At 69.7% G+C, this 16,854-nt stretch carries 20 protein-coding genes; 8 read left to right on the top strand and 12 right to left on the bottom strand.

What is annotated here, in order from left to right:
* Positions 1-133: 133 nt before the first annotated feature.
* Genes FDZ84_RS16845 through FDZ84_RS16830 form a run of 4 tightly spaced genes read right to left on the bottom strand, consistent with a single transcriptional unit; the run spans position 134 to position 1,896 of the window.
* Positions 134-715, bottom strand: coding sequence for a DNA-3-methyladenine glycosylase I (locus tag FDZ84_RS16845; protein WP_168586693.1), 582 nt, complete (start codon positions 713-715; stop codon positions 134-136).
* The gene (locus tag FDZ84_RS16840) at positions 708-1,166 is read right to left on the bottom strand and encodes an SRPBCC family protein (protein WP_168586692.1); all 459 of its coding nucleotides are present in this window, start codon (positions 1,164-1,166) and stop codon (positions 708-710) included. Before FDZ84_RS16840 ends, FDZ84_RS16845 begins: the two co-directional genes overlap by 8 nt.
* 3 nt (positions 1,167-1,169) lie before the next feature.
* On the bottom strand, positions 1,170-1,520 hold the full coding sequence (locus FDZ84_RS16835) for a DivIVA domain-containing protein (RefSeq protein WP_168586691.1): 351 nt from the start codon (positions 1,518-1,520) through the stop codon (positions 1,170-1,172).
* A 43-nt stretch (positions 1,521-1,563) separates the two neighbouring features.
* Positions 1,564-1,896, bottom strand: a complete 333-nt coding sequence (locus FDZ84_RS16830) for a PadR family transcriptional regulator (RefSeq protein ID WP_168590117.1) — start codon at positions 1,894-1,896, stop codon at positions 1,564-1,566.
* A 213-nt stretch (positions 1,897-2,109) separates the two neighbouring features.
* Here FDZ84_RS16830 and FDZ84_RS16825 point away from each other — a divergent pair, with 213 nt between their 5' ends.
* Positions 2,110-2,445, top strand: a complete 336-nt coding sequence (locus FDZ84_RS16825) for a hypothetical protein (protein ID WP_168586690.1) — start codon at positions 2,110-2,112, stop codon at positions 2,443-2,445.
* Between the two features lie 64 nt (positions 2,446-2,509).
* On the opposite strand, the gene folP is transcribed toward FDZ84_RS16825, so the two are convergent.
* From folP to FDZ84_RS16810, 3 genes are all read right to left on the bottom strand, one after another.
* Positions 2,510-3,349, bottom strand: coding sequence for a dihydropteroate synthase (gene folP / locus FDZ84_RS16820; protein WP_371812897.1), 840 nt, complete (start codon positions 3,347-3,349; stop codon positions 2,510-2,512).
* A gap of 544 nt (positions 3,350-3,893) precedes the next feature.
* Entirely contained in the window at positions 3,894-4,478 is a 585-nt protein-coding gene (locus FDZ84_RS16815) for a TIGR00730 family Rossman fold protein (protein ID WP_210435594.1), read from the bottom strand.
* Entirely contained in the window at positions 4,475-5,260 is a 786-nt protein-coding gene (locus FDZ84_RS16810) for a TIGR00730 family Rossman fold protein (RefSeq protein WP_168590115.1), read from the bottom strand. Before FDZ84_RS16810 ends, FDZ84_RS16815 begins: the two co-directional genes overlap by 4 nt.
* Before the next feature lie 223 nt (positions 5,261-5,483).
* Between FDZ84_RS16810 and FDZ84_RS16805 the strand changes: the two genes are divergently transcribed.
* On the top strand, positions 5,484-6,485 hold the full coding sequence (locus FDZ84_RS16805; RefSeq protein WP_168586688.1) for a slipin family protein: 1,002 nt from the start codon (positions 5,484-5,486) through the stop codon (positions 6,483-6,485).
* Between the two features lie 58 nt (positions 6,486-6,543).
* Here the strand turns inward: FDZ84_RS16805 and dapE are convergent, their stop codons facing one another.
* Complete coding sequence (gene dapE, locus FDZ84_RS16800) at positions 6,544-7,620, bottom strand: succinyl-diaminopimelate desuccinylase (RefSeq protein WP_168586687.1); 1,077 nt, start codon at positions 7,618-7,620, stop codon at positions 6,544-6,546.
* Positions 7,621-7,825: 205 nt separating this feature from the next.
* Between dapE and FDZ84_RS16795 the strand changes: the two genes are divergently transcribed.
* The 6 genes from FDZ84_RS16795 (at position 7,826) to FDZ84_RS16770 (ending at position 13,205) form a co-directional block, all read left to right on the top strand.
* The gene (locus FDZ84_RS16795) at positions 7,826-8,131 is read left to right on the top strand and encodes a hypothetical protein (RefSeq protein WP_168586686.1); all 306 of its coding nucleotides are present in this window, start codon (positions 7,826-7,828) and stop codon (positions 8,129-8,131) included.
* Positions 8,132-8,139: 8 nt separating this feature from the next.
* Positions 8,140-9,915, top strand: a complete 1,776-nt coding sequence (locus tag FDZ84_RS16790) for an alpha/beta hydrolase (protein WP_168586685.1) — start codon at positions 8,140-8,142, stop codon at positions 9,913-9,915.
* The gene (locus FDZ84_RS16785; RefSeq protein WP_168586684.1) at positions 9,912-10,442 is read left to right on the top strand and encodes an LppA family lipoprotein; all 531 of its coding nucleotides are present in this window, start codon (positions 9,912-9,914) and stop codon (positions 10,440-10,442) included. The genes FDZ84_RS16790 and FDZ84_RS16785 overlap by 4 nt, the downstream gene beginning before the upstream one ends.
* 181 nt (positions 10,443-10,623) lie before the next feature.
* Positions 10,624-11,061 carry an LppA family lipoprotein gene (locus FDZ84_RS16780; RefSeq protein WP_168586683.1) on the top strand — a complete coding sequence of 146 codons (438 nt, stop codon included), beginning with the start codon at positions 10,624-10,626 and terminating at the stop codon, positions 11,059-11,061.
* 71 nt (positions 11,062-11,132) lie between these two features.
* A complete protein-coding gene (dapD, locus tag FDZ84_RS16775; protein WP_168586682.1) occupies positions 11,133-12,119 on the top strand; it encodes a 2,3,4,5-tetrahydropyridine-2,6-dicarboxylate N-succinyltransferase in 987 nt (328 codons plus the stop codon).
* Positions 12,120-12,263: 144 nt separating this feature from the next.
* Positions 12,264-13,205, top strand: coding sequence for a CHAD domain-containing protein (locus tag FDZ84_RS16770; protein WP_168586681.1), 942 nt, complete (start codon positions 12,264-12,266; stop codon positions 13,203-13,205).
* A 67-nt stretch (positions 13,206-13,272) separates the two neighbouring features.
* Here the strand turns inward: FDZ84_RS16770 and dapC are convergent, their stop codons facing one another.
* From dapC to mshB, 4 genes are all read right to left on the bottom strand, one after another.
* A complete protein-coding gene (dapC, locus tag FDZ84_RS16765; RefSeq protein ID WP_168586680.1) occupies positions 13,273-14,397 on the bottom strand; it encodes a succinyldiaminopimelate transaminase in 1,125 nt (374 codons plus the stop codon).
* Positions 14,394-14,714, bottom strand: a complete 321-nt coding sequence (fdxA, locus tag FDZ84_RS16760) for a ferredoxin (protein WP_010694171.1) — start codon at positions 14,712-14,714, stop codon at positions 14,394-14,396. Before fdxA ends, dapC begins: the two co-directional genes overlap by 4 nt.
* Before the next feature lie 584 nt (positions 14,715-15,298).
* Entirely contained in the window at positions 15,299-15,661 is a 363-nt protein-coding gene (locus FDZ84_RS16750; RefSeq protein ID WP_168586679.1) for a hypothetical protein, read from the bottom strand.
* A complete protein-coding gene (gene mshB, locus FDZ84_RS16745; protein ID WP_168586678.1) occupies positions 15,658-16,569 on the bottom strand; it encodes an N-acetyl-1-D-myo-inositol-2-amino-2-deoxy-alpha-D-glucopyranoside deacetylase in 912 nt (303 codons plus the stop codon). The genes FDZ84_RS16750 and mshB overlap by 4 nt, the downstream gene beginning before the upstream one ends.
* Positions 16,570-16,854: the final 285 nt, after the last annotated feature.

Raw genomic sequence — 16,854 nt, 5'->3', positions numbered from 1 at the left:
ACCCCACACCCCGAGCTATCTCGCGAGGACAGCCCCGACGTGGTGAATTGGCAGTCATGATGTCGGGGATCCCACAGCGAGAAGGCCCCTGAGGTTCCGCCACCCGCACCGCCACGCAAAAAGACCACGGACACTAATTGCAGTTCGCGCGCCAGCAGTCGGCCAAGTGGTCGTCGACCATGCCCGTGGCCTGCATCAGCGCATAGCACGTGGTGGGGCCTACGAAGGCGAAGCCGCGGCGCTTGAGCTCCTTCGCCATCGCCCTCGACTCCGAAGTGGTGGCCGGGATGTCGCCGACCGTAGCCGGGCGCCGCTCGCGGCGTTCGGGGGCGAACGACCAGAGCAGCTCGTCCAGCGAACGGTCCAAGCGGAGCACCGCGCCGGCGTTGCGGATCGCCGCGTCGATCTTCGCCCGGTTCCGGACGATGCCCGCGTCGGCCAGCAACCGCTGCCGGTCGGCTTCGCCGAAGGCCGCCACCCGCTCCGGGTCGAACCCGGCGAACGCCAGCCGGAACGCCGCCCGCTTGCGCAGGATCGTCAGCCAGGAAAGCCCGGACTGGAACGCCTCCAGCGTGATCCGCTCGAACAGCTCCGGAACGCCCCGCAGCGGGACTCCCCACTCGCGGTCGTGGTACTCGGTGTAGTCCGCGGGCCCCGCGCCCCACGGGCAGCGCGCCCGGCCGTCCGCGCCGACGACCGCACCAGACTCAGCCACGCTCCCCACCTCCCGCGTAGTCGCGGCAGAACTCCGCGAAGGCGCTCAGCGAACGGCGCATGCCCCAGACGAAGAGCGGTCGCACCACCGGCCAGACCAGCGCGCCCCCGAGCGGCAGGGTCAGCCGTTCCCACCACAGGAACTCCGATGCCTCGTTCCCGCAGCGGACCACGTCGAACCCGCCATCCCCGACGATCAGCTGCCCGTGGTGACGCACCCGGCAGCTCTCCGGCGGCCGCCATTCAACGATCTCCATCCGGTCCACGACGCCGGCCCCGCGGAACCCGGTCACCGCCACCAGCTGCGCCCCTGGCCCGTCGGGGCCGCCGAGCGCGTGCACCTCGGTGCCCAGCATCCACTCGCCCTGCCGCGCCCAGTCCGTCGCCGCAGCCCACACCACCTCGGGCGGCGCCTCGACCGGCACGCTCAACCGCAGCTCGACCGGGCGCACCGGTCAGTCCTCCGGCTCGCCGGGACGCCCGGCGCGGGCTTCCCGCAGCTGCTCGCCGGCCGCGTCGAGCTGCCGCTCCAGCACCGCGATCCGGCCGTGCAGTTCGTCGAGCTCCCCGGCGAGGCGCTCCAACGCCCAGTCCACCTCCGACGCCTTGTAGCCGCGGAGGACCTGCTGGAAGCGCAGCGCGCGCACGTCGGAGCCCTCGACGTCGGCCGGGGGCAGGCGGGTCGGGGTCGAGCCCGGCGGCAGCGGCGCGAGCTGCTCGCCGCGTCCGAAGACCAGCGAGGCCAGCAGGTAGATCACCGCAGCGATCGCGAGCACCACGAACAGGTAGATGAGCGCACTAGCCACGGTCGTCAATCGTGGCACGAACGGCGAACCGCCGCGGCCACGGTCACGTCTTGGCGGGCGCCGCTTCGAGCACGCCCTCGATGGCGGACGTGAACTCGCGCCACGCGCGGCGCTCGGCGTGCAGCGTCTGCACACCCGTCTGGGTCAAGCGGTAGGTGCGGCGCTGCCGGCCGCCGACGGTGCTCCACGTGCTCTGCACGTACCCGGCGCGCTCCAATCTGCGCAGCGCCGGATACACGGTCCCGGTGGGGAGATCAAGGGCGCCGCCACTGCGTTCCTGCAGCGCCTCGATGATCGCGTAACCATGCAGGGCCCTGCCGTCGAGCGTGGCCAGCAGCAGGGCGTCCAGGTGGCCGCGGAGCGCATCAGCCTTCACAACTAGCGACTCTACGGTCATTTACGACCACTGTCACCGACCTTGCACAAGAGGACCTAAGTCCTTTCGCGATCCGGACCACCAATGATGTCCATCACACCTCCGGAGAGTGCACCGTTCGGGTGGCGCAAAGCCGAAAGCCCGTTGACATCGCCGGGATCCGTCACACTGCGGAGTCGGACGTGCCGGGCCAGTGATCAGGAGTCGTCTGCCGTGCCCAAAGACAGTTCCCAGGCCGCGACCACCGGTTCCTCGAGACTCGACGCCGCGACGACCTTCACTCCGCGGCAGGAGGCTCTCGACCAGCTGCGCTCCTACCTCGTGGTGCTCATCGACGTGATCGAGCAGCACCCGGAGGCGACCTTGGAGCGCGACGAGGCGCAGTGGCGTCTGGAGGAGCTCGTCGAGGAGCTGGCCCGAACGCCCCCGAGCGCGCCGCGGGTCCAGTCCCGGTGGCTGCGCCTGGCACCGGTGCTCAGCGAGGTGCGACCAGACGTGCCGGTAGCGATCCTCACCCAGCTCGTGAAGCAGTCCATCGGGCACCTCTGACAGTTTCAATTAAAACTGCGGTCAGCACCCGGTGGTGAAAAGTCAATCGAAACTGCGCGGTGGCTCAGGCCAGGGCTCGCAGGACCCGTTCCGGCGGATGGGTGCCAGCTATGGCCGCGACCATCTCCACCGTCCGGCGGGTTTCCACCACGTGGTGCGCGCGGAAGACCCGGGCGCCGCCCCAGGCCGCGATCGCGGTGGCCGCCAGCGTGCCCTCCAGCCGCTCCGTGACCTCCGCGCCCAGGGTCTCGCCGATGAAGTCCTTGTTCGACAACGCCATCAGCACCGGCCAACCGGTCGCCACCAGCTCGCCGACCCGCCGCAGCAGCGCCAGGCCGTGCCAGGTGTTCTTGCCGAAGTCGTGGGTCGGGTCGATCAGCACGCCGTGCGCGGGCACTCCGAGGCGAACCATCCGCTCGGCCCGCTCGACGAGTTCGGCGGTCACCTCGGTGACCACGTCGGCGAAGCGGGGCCGGTACGGATCGGTACGCGGCGGCAGGCCGCCGGTGTGCGAGCACACGACGCCGACGCCGAACTCGGCGGCCACCTCGGCGAGCTTCGGGTCGGCGCCCGCCCAGGTGTCGTTGAGCAGATCCGCCCCCGCCTCGCACACCTGGCGAGCCACGTCGTGGCGCCAGGTGTCGACGCTGATCACCAGGTTCGGGTGGCGTTCCCGGACCGCGGCGACGAACGGCGCCACCCGCCGGACCTCCTCGCCGGCGTCCACCACCTCGCCCTGGGCCCCGGCGCGGACCCCGCCGATGTCGACGATGTCCGCGCCGTCGGCGACGGCCCGGTCCACGGCGGCGGTGGCCGCGTCGGTCTCGAAGGTGCGACCCCGGTCGAAGAACGAGTCGCGGGTGCGGTTGACGATCGCCATCACCAGCGGTCGGTCCTGGGGCATGTCCTTGTCGCGGAACCGGAGTGGCTGCACAACTGCAGATCCTGGCACGTGGCCAGGACCGAGCGGTATGTGGATCGGCTTGCGCAGCGGTGCAGGTAGCGGAACACCAGCGGCCGCCTCGACCCGACTCGTGCATGACCGATACGCGGCATCGGGGCTGTCCTCGCGAGAAGCTCGGGGTGCGGGTGTCCCCGCAAAGCACCGCTGAGAGCCTGTCGGCGAATGCCGTCCGCGCCTTTGGAAGCGGCGTAGCCGCTTGCATTCACCTTGCCAAGACGACCATCGGCGGGTTCTGAGAGGTTTTCTGGCGAGGACGGCCCCTCCGCCGCGTATTGGACATACATCAGGAGGGGCACCCGCAGTCCAGGGAACCTCTCAGGTTCCGCTAAGCGACCACCCACCCAGACCATCCACCAACAGGCTCTGAGAAGCCGCGGCGGCGCAAGTTGCTTACATGGCGAAAGAAAAAGCGGCTAACGCCGCTTGCCTGACGCCCACGGGCAGTTCCGTGCGCCGCGCCGCCCCTGGCTTTGGTCCGGGAGGGTCATGGGGCGCAGGCGTCCAAGGCTTCGTCGACGTTGGTGGCCACCGTGAGCACGTCCAGCGAGTGCTGGGTCGCGAAACCGGTGTCCACCAGGTCGTGCAGCCAGTCCATCAGCCCGCGGTAGTGCCCGTCGGGGTCCAGCAGCACGACCGGCTTGGCGTGCATGCCGATGTAGCGGGCTGTCCAGATCTCGAACAGCTCCTCGCAGGTGCCGATGCCGCCGGGCAGCGCCAGAAACGCCGTCGAGTGCGCGTCCATCAGGCCCTTGCGCTCCCGCATCGTGTCCACGACCAGCAGCTCGTCGGCCTCGGTGTCGGCTACCTCGCGGTCCACCAGGGCGCGCGGGATGACTCCGACGGTCCGGCCGCCTCCGGCCCGCGTCGCCCGGGCGACCTCGCCCATCATCGACACCCGGCCGCCGCCGGAGACCAGCGTCCAGCCGCGCTTGGCGATCTTGGTGCCCACCTCGGCGGCCAGGTCCAGGTGGTGCTGCGGCACCGGGCGCGACGCGCAGTAGACGCAGACCGCAACGTCCACAGTGGCCTCCCCGGCGATTTCCCCCAGTCCGGGTTCAGCGCTGCTCAATGAGTGGCCTCCCACGCCTCGTACGCCTCCTGCACGATGCCGACCGCGTCGTCGATGTCGTCGGTGAGGTGCAGCAGCGCGAGATCCTTGTCGCCGATCTTGCCCGCGCCGTGCATGCTGTCCCGGATCCAGTCGTACAAGCCCTGCCAGTAGGACTTGCCGAACAGCACCACCGGGAACTTCGTGACCTTCTTCGTCTGCACCAGGGTCAGCGACTCGAACAGCTCGTCCATGGTGCCGAAGCCGCCGGGCAGGCAGACGAAGGCTTGCGCGTACTTGATGAACATCGTCTTGCGGACGAAGAAGTAGCGGAAGTTGACGCCGAGGTCCACCCACGGGTTGAGCCCCTGCTCGAACGGCAGCTCGATGCCGAGCCCGATGGACAGCCCGCCGGCCTCCGACGCGCCGCGGTTGACGGCCTCCATCGCCCCCGGTCCGCCGCCGGTGATCACCGCGCAACCGGTCCTGGCCAGCGCAGCGCCGAGCTCGACGCCGACGGCGTACTCCGGGTGTTCCCGGGGGGTCCGCGCCGAACCGAACACGGTCACCGCGCGCGGCACCTCGGCGAGCGCGCCGAAGCCCTCCACGAACTCGGACTGGATACGCATCACCCGCCACGGATCGGTGTGCACCCAGTCCGACGGGCCGCGCGAGTCCAGCAGCCGCTGGTCGGTGGTGGTGGGCTCGCTCAACCTCGCCCGGCGCAGCACCACGGGTCCGCGTTGCTTCTCCTGGGGGCGTTCCGAGCCGTTCGGCTCGCCCCACACGCCTTCGATTGTCATGCGGTCGAGAGTACGCACGGGCGATCGTCGGCCGACGCCTGCCTGCCCCGAGAAATCCCTGTTCACGAGGGATTCACACGAGCGTGCAGCGGCGTACGATACGAAGAAAAGATCTAGTGGCGCCGGCGACGCCGGCCGCGCACACCACGCAGATCCGCCTCGATCTACGCAGGCGCCGGAGCGGGTCGCCGGGCACGACCGGAATCGAGCCCGGGAGCCAGCCATGCTCATCGAACTGCTGATCCTCATCATCGCCCTCGGTGTTATCTACGTAGCCGCCAGCATCAAGGTCATCAAGCAGTACGAGCGCGGCGTGGTGTTCCGCTTCGGTCGCCTGCAGGAGCTCACCCGCGGACCAGGGCTGACGACGATCGTCCCGGTGATGGACCGGATGCGGAAGGTCAACCTGCAGATCGTCACCATGCCGGTGCCGGCCCAGGAGGGCATCACCCGCGACAACGTGACCGTCCGGGTGGACGCGGTCGTGTACTTCAAGGTCGAGGACCCGGCGCGCGCGATCGTCAACGTCGAGGACTACCTGTTCGCCGTCGGCCAGGTCGCGCAGACTTCGCTGCGCTCGATCATCGGCAAGAGCGACCTGGACGACCTGCTGTCCAACCGCGAACGGCTCAACCAGGGTCTGGAGCTGATGATCGACAACCCGGCGCTGGGCTGGGGCGTGCACATCGACCGGGTGGAGATCAAGGACGTCTCGCTGCCGGAGTCCATGAAGCGCTCGATCGCCCGCCAGGCCGAAGCGGAACGCGAAAGGCGTTCGCGAGTCATCTCGGCGGACGGCGAGTTCCAGGCCTCCCGCAGGCTCGCCGACGCGGCGCACGTCATGGCCGACACCCCGGCCGCGCTCCAACTGCGCCTACTGGAAACGGTCGTCGAAGTGGCCGCGGAGAAGAACTCCACGCTGGTGCTGCCCTTCCCGGTCGAGCTCCTGCAGTTCGTCGACACCGCGAAGCACGCCGGCGCCGCGATGAGCGGCGGCGCAGCCGCGAGCGAGAAGCCCGCGGAGCAGCCGATGGAGCTCACCGACGCGGAGCGGGAGGTGGCGGAGCTGCCCACGGCGGGGCCGGAGGCAGCGGAGCTGCCGCAGCAACGCGAAGAAACCGACGGCCGGAGCGCGAGCACGGCGAAGCCGGCAGAGCGCGCGGAGAGCTCGGGGAGCGCGGGGAGCGCGGGGAGCGGCGAGGAGTCGATGCTCGGCATCGCCTGATCCCGCGCGTTGGGCGGAGTGGGGGCACCCGTGAATTAATCACGGGCACCCCTCAGCATCACGAGAGGAAGCGGTGGAGGACCTCGGCGCAGTGGCGGATCTCCGCCGTGGCCACGTGCTCCTGCTTGGTATGGGCCAGGGTCGGCGAGCCCGGGCCGAAGTTCACCGCAGGGAGGCCGCGGGCCGCGAAGCGGGCCACGTCGGTCCAGCCGAGCTTCGCGACCGGCTGCGCGCCGGAGGCCTCGACTAGCTGCGCCGCCGCCGGGGCGGTCAGGCCAGGCAGCGCGCCCGGGGCCCCGTCGACCACCGCGACCTCGAAGCCGTCGAAGACCTCGCGCAGGTGCGTTTCGGCTTCGGCCGGCGACTTGTCCGGGGCGAACCGGTGGTTGACCGACACCACGCACTCGTCCGGCACCACGTTCCCCGCGACACCGCCGTCGATCCGCACCGCCTGCAGGCCCTCCCGGAATTGCAGGCCGTCGATCACCGGGTTGCGCGGCGTGTAGTCGACCAGCCGCTGCAGCACCGGGTGCGCCGCGTGGATCGCGTTGACCCCCATCCACGCGCGAGCCGTGTGTGCGCGGGTGCCCGTGGTACGGACCTCCACCCGCATGGTGCCCTGACAGCCTGCCTCGATCGCGGCGTTCGACGGCTCGCACACCACCGCGAGGTCGCCGGCCAGCCAGTCCGGCAGCTCCCCCTCGAGGCGGTTCAGGCCGTTGCGCTCGGCTTCCACTTCCTCGCAGTCGTAGAACACGAAAGTCAGGTCGTGGCGCGGTTCGGTTAGGGTCGCGGCAAGGTGCAGCATGACCGCGTCGCCGCCCTTCATGTCGACCGTGCCGCAGCCGTGCAGTACCTCGTCGGCGCCCGACCCGGTGCGCCGCAGCGGGAGGTTGTCGTTGATCGGCACGGTGTCCAGGTGTCCGGCCAGCACCACCCGCGAGTCCCGGCCGAGGTTCGTCCGCGCCAGCACCGCGTCGCCGTTGCGCACCACTTCGAGGTGCGGCGCTTGGGCGCGCAACGCCTGCTCCACCGCATCGGCGATGGCTTTCTCCCCGCCGGAAACGCTGGGGATGTCCACCAGCGCGGCGGTGAGCTCGACGGGGTCAGCGGTGATATCGAACGACGCAGTCACGCCCCGGAGGCTACCCGGGAGGGCTCCGTTTGCGCTGGTAGCGGCCCGTGAGCGCTTTTGGGCGCTATCGCACCGGAAAGCACTCACGGGACCTCACCAGCAGAAACGGAGTTCGCCAGGAGTCGGGAACGGATGGGAACCGGATCCGCGCAACCACCGTCCAACGCGTGATCATCACGCTAGGCAGCCGCCGCTGGAGGTGGGCATGGATTACACCGCAAATCCCGACGCGCTCAGGAAGGCTGGGGCGAGCGCGAAATCGGCCGGCGAGCAGGCCGGGCAGGTCAAGCTCGGACCCCCGACCGAGGACATCGCCGAGGCGATGCCCGGCGGCAAGTCCGAGGGCGCGGCGAAACAGGTCGCGCAGAGCTGGGAGAAGGCGATCAAGTCCTGGAGCGAGGCCGCCATCCAGCACGGCGATTCGCTGAACGCGACCGCCGACGAGTACCAGAACTCCGACGAGTCCAGCGCGGCCGGCATAGGCCGCCTCGAAGCACCGGCCGGAAGGTAGGCAGCGAGATGGTGTCCTTCGCCGATGTGCGTCGCTGGAAACCGGAGGGCCTCGACGCCGTCCACAACGACCTCGGCAAGCGCCGCGACGACCTGATCAACCTGCAGGACGAGCTGGACGGCGCCAAGATCCCCGAGGGCTGGACCGGAAAAGCCGCCGACGGCTCGGCCAAGCAGCACGAGAAGCTGATGTCGGACATGCGCTCGCTGGTGGCCGAGGTCGCCACCGTGCGGGTCGCGGTCGCCGCGGCGGCCGACGACGTCGCCAGGATCAAGCAGCAGATCCAGCAGGCCGACCACGAGGCACAGGCCAACGGCTTCGAGATCACCGAAGAGGGCGGCGTCAAGGACGTCAAGCCGCCGCAGGACGTGCCGGAAGACCAGCTGGAGCAGGTCAAGCAGCAGCGGATCCAGGTCCGCGACAAGCTGGTCGAGACGATCGAGAAGATCCTCGACGAGGCCGAACGCACCGACGCCGAACTCGTCAAGGCGCTGACCTCGGCGGAGAAGGACGAGATCACGCCCGGCAAGGGCAATTCCCTGGCCGACGCCGCGAACACCGACGACATCAAGGCCCTCGCGGAGTCCGCCGGGAAACCGGAGGGCAACTCGCCGAAGGCCGCGGCGGAGTGGTGGAAGTCGCTGTCCGACGAGCAGCGCGCGGCGCTGCGCGAGAACCCGCCCGAATGGCTGGGCAACCGCGACGGCCTCCCCGCGGAGGTCCGCGACGAGGCCAACCGCGGCCGGATCGACGACATGCGCGGCGACCTGCAGGCGGAGAAGGCGCGGCTGGAGCAGGGCGGCGTTTCCGAGGACGAGAAGGAAAAGCTCCAGCAGGTCAACGACAAGCTCAAGTCCCTCGATGAGGTCGAGAAGACCATCGCCAAGGAGAACCCGCCGCGCCAGTTGCTGGTGCTCGACAGCAGCGGCGAGCGGATGAAGGCAGCCGTGGCGGTGGGCGATGTGGACACCGCCGACCACGTCTCGGTGTTCACCCCCGGCTACACGACGACGGTCCAGGGCAGCCTCGGCGACTACGACTCGAAGATGCAGGAACTGGTCAATGAATCGAAGGCCGAGCTCAACCGGAACGGCAAGGACGACAGCGTCGCCGCGGTGGCCTGGCTGGGCTACGAGGCCCCGCAGAAGTCCGAGGACACGGACGTTTTCGGCGATTCGGTGGTGAGCTCCAACTCCGCGCAGGAAGGCGGGGAGAAGCTGAACAACTTCTACAAAGGCATCAACGAGTCCCGCGACACCGACCCGCACCTGACCGCGATCGGGCACTCCTACGGCTCCACCACCACCGGCTACGCCCTGCAGGGCGGCGGCCACGGCGTCGATGACGCGATCATCTTCGGCTCCCCCGGCGTCGGCACCAACGACATCGAGGACCTGCACGTCCCGGACGGGCACGCCTACCGGCTGGAAGCCAAGGACGACCCGGTCGCGGACTTCGCCCGGTTCGGCGGCGACCCGTCCCACATGGATGGGTTCAAGGACCTGTCCACCGAGAAATCGGCCGAGGGCAAGGGCGTCGAGGGCCACAGCGATTACCTGGATCCCGACACCACCAGCCAGCACAACATGGCTTCAGTGGTCGCGGGCTTGCCGGACAACACCGTGGAGGGCAAGACCGACGGCGTCGGCGATGTGATCTCCTACGTACCGCACCAGGCCCAGGAAGCAGGCTCCGCGGTCTACGACTTCGGCGAGAAGACGGTATCCGGCGCCAAGGACCTGGGCGAGAAGACGGTATCCGGCATCAAGGACTTCTTCTCATGAGAAAACTCATCCTGTTCGTCCTCTGCGGTCTGCTCGCCACCGGGTGTGCGAGCGGGCCCGAACCGTCCGACGGGGGAAACGTGTCAGACGCACTCAGCATGTTGCGGCAGCGACCATCCATGGAAGAGATCACCGCGCGCTACGAGGAGATGCAGCAGAAGCTGCGGGATCGGCTGTCCGCCGATCCCGGCCTCGCGGCGCCGTGGATCAACAAGGGCGACCCCGGTCAGGCTGCCTGCCAGGGCGAAGAGCTCTCGCACGTCGACGGCGCCGAAGAGCACAGCCTGGACACCTGGGTCTACGAGGGCAACATCCCGGACGGCCAGTGGGACCGGGCTCAGCAGATCGCCATCGACGTCACCAAGGAGTACGGCTTCAAGGAGCTGGAGATCGTGGTGAACCGGCCTGGTGACCACAAGGTCGAGATGCGGGACGACTTCGGCGCGAAGCTGCAGTTCGGCACCAAGGTGAACACGATCTTGAGCCTCCGCACCGGCTGTCACCTGCTCCAGTCCGCCAAGGGCTGACGCTGGTAGCGGCCGCCGGCCGTGAGTCCTTCGGGTTGCTGCGGCCAGTACAACATGAGCGCAGTGGTGGCCAGAGTGCCGGATCGGGCGGTCAAGGACAATGGCCGCGACATCGGCGACATGATCTCCGGCATCATCTCCTGAGGCGACCGCCGCCAGCACCGGACCCGACGGGGGAATCGTGAAAGACCCGCGCAGCCTGCTCCGCCAGCGCCCCAGCATCGAGGAGATCAGCGAGCGCTACGAACAGATGCAGCAGCGACTGCTGGACCGCCTCAACACCGAGGTCGGGCCGCTGTCGTGGGCGGTGTCGGACCCGGTCAGCCGGGCCGTCTGCACCGAGTTCCCGGACGTCTTCGACGCGGAGAGCCGGGTGCTGGAGTCGTGGCGGGCGCCCGGCAACCTGCCGGACGCGGATTGGCCACTGGCCGTGGAGATCGTCCAGGAGATCACCATCGAGTACGGCTTCGGCGAGCCCGAGATCATCATCAACCGCAGCGGCGACCACGAAATCATCGGCAACGATCAGTTCGGCGCGGTCTACCAGTTCGGCACCGCCGCAAACACGGTGCTGATGATCACCACCGGCTGTCACTTGCTCACCGCAGCGAAGGGCTGAACGCCTTCGGCCCGCCCGGTGGGGCCCACCCCTGCGGGCCGCCGCCACCTGCGCCGATTACCGTTTCCGGTATGAGTGCACAGTCTCCCGACCCGCAGACCACGGGTGCCCACGGCGTGGGCCTGGCCACCGTGACCGACGACGGCACGGTGCTGGACACCTGGTTCCCCACCGTCAAGCTCGGCGAGCCGGGGCAGTCCGGAACCACGCGGCTGACCGCCGTGCAGGCGGCCGAGTCCCTCGGCGAGGCCGGGGCGGCCCTGATCGGGCGGGACGAGGCCCGCGGGGTCGAGGTCGTCGCGGTGCGCACCGAGATCGGTCGGCTCTCCGACGAGCCGGTCGACGCGCACGACATCTACCTGCGCCTGCACCTGCTGTCGCACCGCCTGGTCCGCCCGCACGGGCAGAACCTCGACGGGATGTTCGGCCTGCTTGCCAACGTTGTGTGGACCAACCACGGCCCGTGCCCGGTGGAGGGCTTCGAGGCGACCAGGCTGCGGCTGCGGGCGCGCGGCGCGGTCACCGTCTACAGCGTCGACAAGTTCCCGCGCATGGTCGACTACGTCGTGCCGTCCGGGGTCCGCATCGGCGACGCAGACCGGGTCCGGCTGGGTGCGCACCTCGCCAGCGGCACCACCGTGATGCACGAGGGCTTCGTCAACTTCAACGCTGGCACGCTGGGCGCGTCGATGGTGGAGGGCCGGATCTCGGCCGGGGTCGTCGTCGGCGACGGCTCCGACGTCGGGGGCGGCGGCTCGATCATGGGCACCCTCTCCGGCGGCGGCAAGGAGGTCATCTCCATCGGCGAGCGCTGCCTGATCGGCGCCAACGGCGGCGTGGGCATCTCGCTGGGCGACGACTGCGTCGTGGAAGCGGGCCTGTACATCACGGCAGGCACGAAGGTGACACTGCCGGACGGCACCATCACCAAGGCCCTGGAGCTGTCCGGCTCAGACGGCCTGCTGTACCGCCGCAACTCCACCACCGGAACGATCGAGGTCACCGCCCGCACCGGCGGCAAAGTGGAGCTGAACGCGGCGCTCCACGCCAACGACTGATCCGAACGGGCTTCCGACACCGCGAAGGGCCACTTCGACCGACCTTGGGTTATAGCCGGTCGAAGGGGCCCTTCACCCATAATCCGGGCGGTTTTCACTGGATGGACGAGGCATCGCGCGGGGCAGTCGGTTTTATCATTGGCAATGGCCACCAGCTGGCAGCAACGAGACCTGACGAGCGTCGTCGAACTGCCCGCCGAGCCCTTGGCGGCCGATCGGCGGGCACCCCTCGCCGAGCACATCCGGGCGGGGTTGGACGCCCGCCTGCGCGCCCTGATCGCGCACGATCCGGGCACCAGGCGAGGCGAGGATCCCGAAGAACTGCACCAGATGCGGGTATCGGTGCGCCGGATGCGCGCGATGCTGCTGTCCGGCCGACCGTTCCTCGATCAGGACTGGTCGGAGCCGCTGCGCGCGGAGCTGGGCTGGCTGGGCAAGGCGCTGGGCCCGGTCCGCGATCTCGACGTTCTGCTGGAGCGGCTCCGCGAAGAGAGCGCCGACCTCCCGGCCGACGAGCGCGCCGCGGCGGACCGGCTGATTTCCGGGCTGGAGGCCGAGCACGGCCTCGCGCGGGTCGCGATGCTCAGCGCGCTGGACAGCGACCGGTACCTGGCCTTGCTCCGTTCGGTCGCCGACGCGCTCCGCTCCGGACTGCCGACTCCGGAGTCCGATGTGGACGCAGAGCGCGAGTTGCGCAGGCTGGTGGTCGGCCAGTTCCGCAAACTCCGGAAATCCGTTGCACAGCTACCGGAAGTGCCCGCCGACGACGAGCTGCACGCGCTGCGCATCCGGGGCAAGCGGGTGCGCTACACCGCGGAGCTGGCGCAGCCGGCGTTCGGGAAACCAATGCAGCAGCTGATCAAGGCGGCGCGGCAGTTCCAGGACGTGCTCGGGGAACACCAGGACGCCTGCGTCGCGGAGGAACGCGTCCGCGGGCTGCTCAGCGACCTGGGCGAGGACGTCGACGCCGCGGTCGCCTTCGTGGCGGGGCGCCTGGTCGAGCGCGAACAGACGCGCAAGGCAGCCCGCCGTACCCAGTGGAAATCGGCTTGGGAAGCCCTGGACACCGCAGCCGCGGCGATCTGACAGGCGCCCGTGAGTGCTTTTAGGCGCTACAGCACCCAAAAGCACTCACGGTCCTGCGCGACTCAGGTCATTCGCCCAGGCGCTTGGCGACTGCGGCGATGCGCTCATCCGTCGCCGTCAGGGCGATGCGGACGTGTCGGTCGCCCGCCGGACCGTAGAAGGTGCCCGGCGCGACGAGAATTCCCCGCTGCGCCAACCAATCCACCGTCTGCCAAGCATCGTCACCGCGAGTCGCCCACAGGTACAGGCCCGCCTGCGAGTGCTCGATGCGGAACCCCGCCGCCTCCAGCGCGGGCCGCAGCACCGCTCGCCGCGCCGCGTAGAGCTCGCGCTGCGCGCTCACATGCGCGTCGTCGCTCAGCGCCGCGCTGATCGCCTCCTGCACCGGGCGCGGGACGATCATGCCCGCGTGCTTGCGCAGCTCCAGCACGCGCGCCACCAGATCCGGATCGCCGGCGATGAACCCGGCGCGATATCCCGCCAGGTTGGAGGACTTCGACAGCGAATGCACGGCGAGCACGCCGCGGAAGTCGGAGCTGACCGAGGGGTGCAGCACCGACACCGGTTCGGCTTCCCACCCGAGCGCGAGGTAGCACTCGTCGGAGGCCACCACCGCGCCGAGCTCCCGCGCCGCCCGCACCGAGTCGGCGAGCTGCTGCGCGCCCAGCACCCGCCCGGTCGGGTTGGCCGGGGAATTCAGCCACAGCAAAGCGGTTCCGGCCGGGGGCAGCTCGCCGGGCGCGAGCCGGACCACCTCGGCGCCGACGATCTTCGCGCCCACCTCGTAGGTCGGGTAGGCCAGGTCCGGGATCGCGACGATGTCACCGGGCCGGACGCCGAGCAGCGTCGGCAGCCAGGCCACCAGCTCCTTCGAGCCGATGGTCGGCATCACCGCGTCCGGCACCAGGCCGGATACCCCGTGGCGCCGGTGCAGCGCGGCGACGGCGGCCTCGCGGAGCTCTGGGGTGCCGTGCGTGGCCGGGTAGCCCGGCTGGTCGGCCACCGCCGACAACGCCCGCTGCAGGTTCTCCGGCACCGGGTCGACCGGCGTGCCGACCGAGAGGTTGACGATGCCGTCCGGGTGCGACCGGGCCGTGGCTGTCTGGGCCGCCAGCGAGTCCCATGGGAAGTCCGGCAGCCACGGGCCCCGGGGTCCGGGCGCTGTCGCGCCCGGACCGGTTTCGGAGCTCATTCGCCCTGCGGGGGCAGGCTCTTGATGGGCTCGACGTCCTTGTCGACCTTGCCCACCTTCGCGGCACCGCCCGGCGAGCCCAGCTCGTCGAAGAAGTCCACGTTCGCCTTGGTGTAGGCGGCCCACTCCTCTGGCACGTCGTCCTCGTAGTAGATGGCCTCCACCGGGCAGACCGGTTCGCAGGCACCGCAGTCGACGCACTCATCGGGGTGGATGTAGAGCATCCGCCCGCCCTCGTAGATGCAATCGACAGGGCATTCCTCGATGCATGCCTTGTCGAGCACGTCGACGCAGGGCTCGGCGATCACGTAGGTCACGGTTGCTCTCCTGCTCGAAGCGTTGTACTGCTCGCGCTCAGGAACCTCCTGAGGCGACTGCTGACAGTATCTCTCGTACCCATCCTGGACACGTAACTGGTCCCACAGCGCGGGAGCCGGACCGACTCTACGACCCCGGGTTAACGGCGTAAACCATTGCGCCCCGAGCCGCCCGACCTTGCGCAGAGCCGATCTTTCGCCCAGGTAGCCACCCACGACGCCGACGACCGGGACGCTGCCGAGCAACTCGTGGGAGAAGCGGCCCTGCGGTCGCTTATCGAGTTCCGAATCGATCTCCCACAGCGCACGTGCCATTCGCCACACCGTGCGCGCGACCGCCTTCGGCGTCGCCCGGCCGTGCTCGCGGCGCGAAGCCTCGATGTCCTCGGTGAGTTCCGAGACCCGTTCGTCCTGCTCCGCGTGCCCCGCCGCCAGCTCGGCCGATCTTCGGTCCGGCCGCGCAGCCGCAGCGGATCCGGCTCGCGCAAGGCATCAAGCACCGGCGCGGTCGCTCGCACGAACGGCCCCAGCACGGCCGCGATCCGCTCGTCGGTCAACACCTCGGTCATCGCCGCTCCCAGACCTCACGTCCCGGGGTTCTTCCCCATCACGATTCCGAGCATCAGCGCGCTCGGCAATGCGCCACCGCCGATCAGCAGCAAGGCACGCCAATCGTTGAGCAGCACAATGTCGCCGCCCGACCCAAAGACTCCGAACACGAACACCGTCGCGAACCACACCAGCAGGGGCGCACCGGCCACCCGGCGCCTCGGCGAGAGCCTCGCGGCCTCGGCCACCAGCAACGGCGTGGTCACCACCGCCAGCGCGGCCGTGATCGGGAACTGGACGGAGCCGATGTACGACGGGAGGAACAGCAGCTCGATCAGGGCCAGCAGGACGGCATCGAGCAGCAGGAAGCCGAGCAGCACGCGGTCACCTGCGGTCAACGGTCGCCCACCGGCTCGGTTCCGCTCACCCCAAGCCCGCCGAACACATCCGTATGGCAGCCCTGCGGATCACCCGTCGCCAACACGTAGTGCTCGGTCGTCACGATCGGCTGCGCGACGCCGTTGGACAACGCGTAGGCCGCGACGCCTTCGCCGTTGTGCCACTGGTCCAGCCACACCTTGACCTGGGTGCCGTGCGCGCGCAGGGCGCTGATCTTGGCTGGCAGGTGCTCGGACACGTCGACGACCGTGGTGATGGACTCGTCGTCGACGCTGGCCAACTCGTGCGGCTGGGGCAGCTCGAACGGCAGGTCCTCGGCCTGCGCCAACGCTGCGAGCCCCTTCGCTACCACGTCGCGGGACGGAACCGCGTAGAACACCCGCTGCACGTCGGAGACCTTCGCAGCCGCCGCGACCGTCACCTCGTGGGCCCGGATGTGGTCCGGGTGGCCGTAGCCGCCGTCGGCCGCGTAGCTGACGACCACCTGCGGTTTCACCTCGCGCAGCACGGCTTCCAACGCATCGGTCTGCTCCTGCGGGTCACCGGTGGCGAAGGCCCGCGGATGCGCGTTCGGCAGCGCGGCCGCCTGACCCGGCTGCTCCCAGCGCATCCCGGAATCGCGCCAGCGCCCCACGCCGCCGAGGAACCGGTGGTCGGCCACGCGCAGCGCGGCACAGGCCGAGCGCAGCTCGCCGACCCGGTAACCGCCGAGCTGGTCGGCCTGGTCCGAGGCCAAGCCCCGCAGGCTCTCGGGGATGACCTCGCCTTCCTCGCCGAGAGTGCAGGTCACCACCACCACCTGCACGCCGCGGGCAGCGTAGCGGGCGATCGTCCCGCCGGTCCAGAGGGTTTCGTCGTCTGGGTGCGCGTGTACCAGCAGCAACCTCGGTGGGACCGTCAGCGTCACCGGACCAGATTAATCTGCGGCGCACACCACACAGCGCACGGTAGCCGCATTCCCCCGAATGTCCGTGTCAGCATGTCGCGAACAGCCCACCGGGTCACGTCACCCGCGGCGGAAACGATACGCCCCACAAGCCGAAGGCATCGGCGTCTCCGCAGTTCGCAGGCTTCGAGTCCGCTGAGTAGCCGCGCGAGCCGGTCACGGGCGCTGAAGGGCACCCCTGGCGAGACGGGAGAGGCGGCGATTTCGCGCGAAATCGCCACCCGCCAGGCGTGGGGAACGGCGATT

It is taken from the genome of Saccharopolyspora sp. ASAGF58 (genome assembly GCF_012277335.1).
GTDB lineage: Bacteria > Actinomycetota > Actinomycetes > Mycobacteriales > Pseudonocardiaceae > Saccharopolyspora > Saccharopolyspora hattusasensis.
This window is presented reverse-complemented; position numbering and strand designations above follow the sequence as displayed.

What these genes read in the sequence shown, in the direction of transcription:
- FDZ84_RS16805 (WP_168586688.1), top strand. Translation starts at nt 5,484, where the DNA reads ATGCTCATCGAACTGCTGATCCTCATCATCGCCCTCGGTGTTATCTAC.
- FDZ84_RS16790 (WP_168586685.1), top strand. Translation starts at nt 8,140, where the DNA reads ATGGTGTCCTTCGCCGATGTGCGTCGCTGGAAACCGGAGGGCCTCGAC.
- FDZ84_RS16795 (WP_168586686.1), top strand. Translation starts at nt 7,826, where the DNA reads ATGGATTACACCGCAAATCCCGACGCGCTCAGGAAGGCTGGGGCGAGC.
- FDZ84_RS16785 (WP_168586684.1), top strand. Translation starts at nt 9,912, where the DNA reads ATGAGAAAACTCATCCTGTTCGTCCTCTGCGGTCTGCTCGCCACCGGG.
- FDZ84_RS16810 (WP_168590115.1), bottom strand. Translation starts at nt 5,260, where the DNA reads ATGACAATCGAAGGCGTGTGGGGCGAGCCGAACGGCTCGGAACGCCCC.
- dapD (WP_168586682.1), top strand. Translation starts at nt 11,133, where the DNA reads ATGAGTGCACAGTCTCCCGACCCGCAGACCACGGGTGCCCACGGCGTG.
- dapC (WP_168586680.1), bottom strand. Translation starts at nt 14,397, where the DNA reads ATGAGCTCCGAAACCGGTCCGGGCGCGACAGCGCCCGGACCCCGGGGC.
- folP (WP_371812897.1), bottom strand. Translation starts at nt 3,349, where the DNA reads ATGCCCCAGGACCGACCGCTGGTGATGGCGATCGTCAACCGCACCCGC.
- FDZ84_RS16770 (WP_168586681.1), top strand. Translation starts at nt 12,264, where the DNA reads ATGGCCACCAGCTGGCAGCAACGAGACCTGACGAGCGTCGTCGAACTG.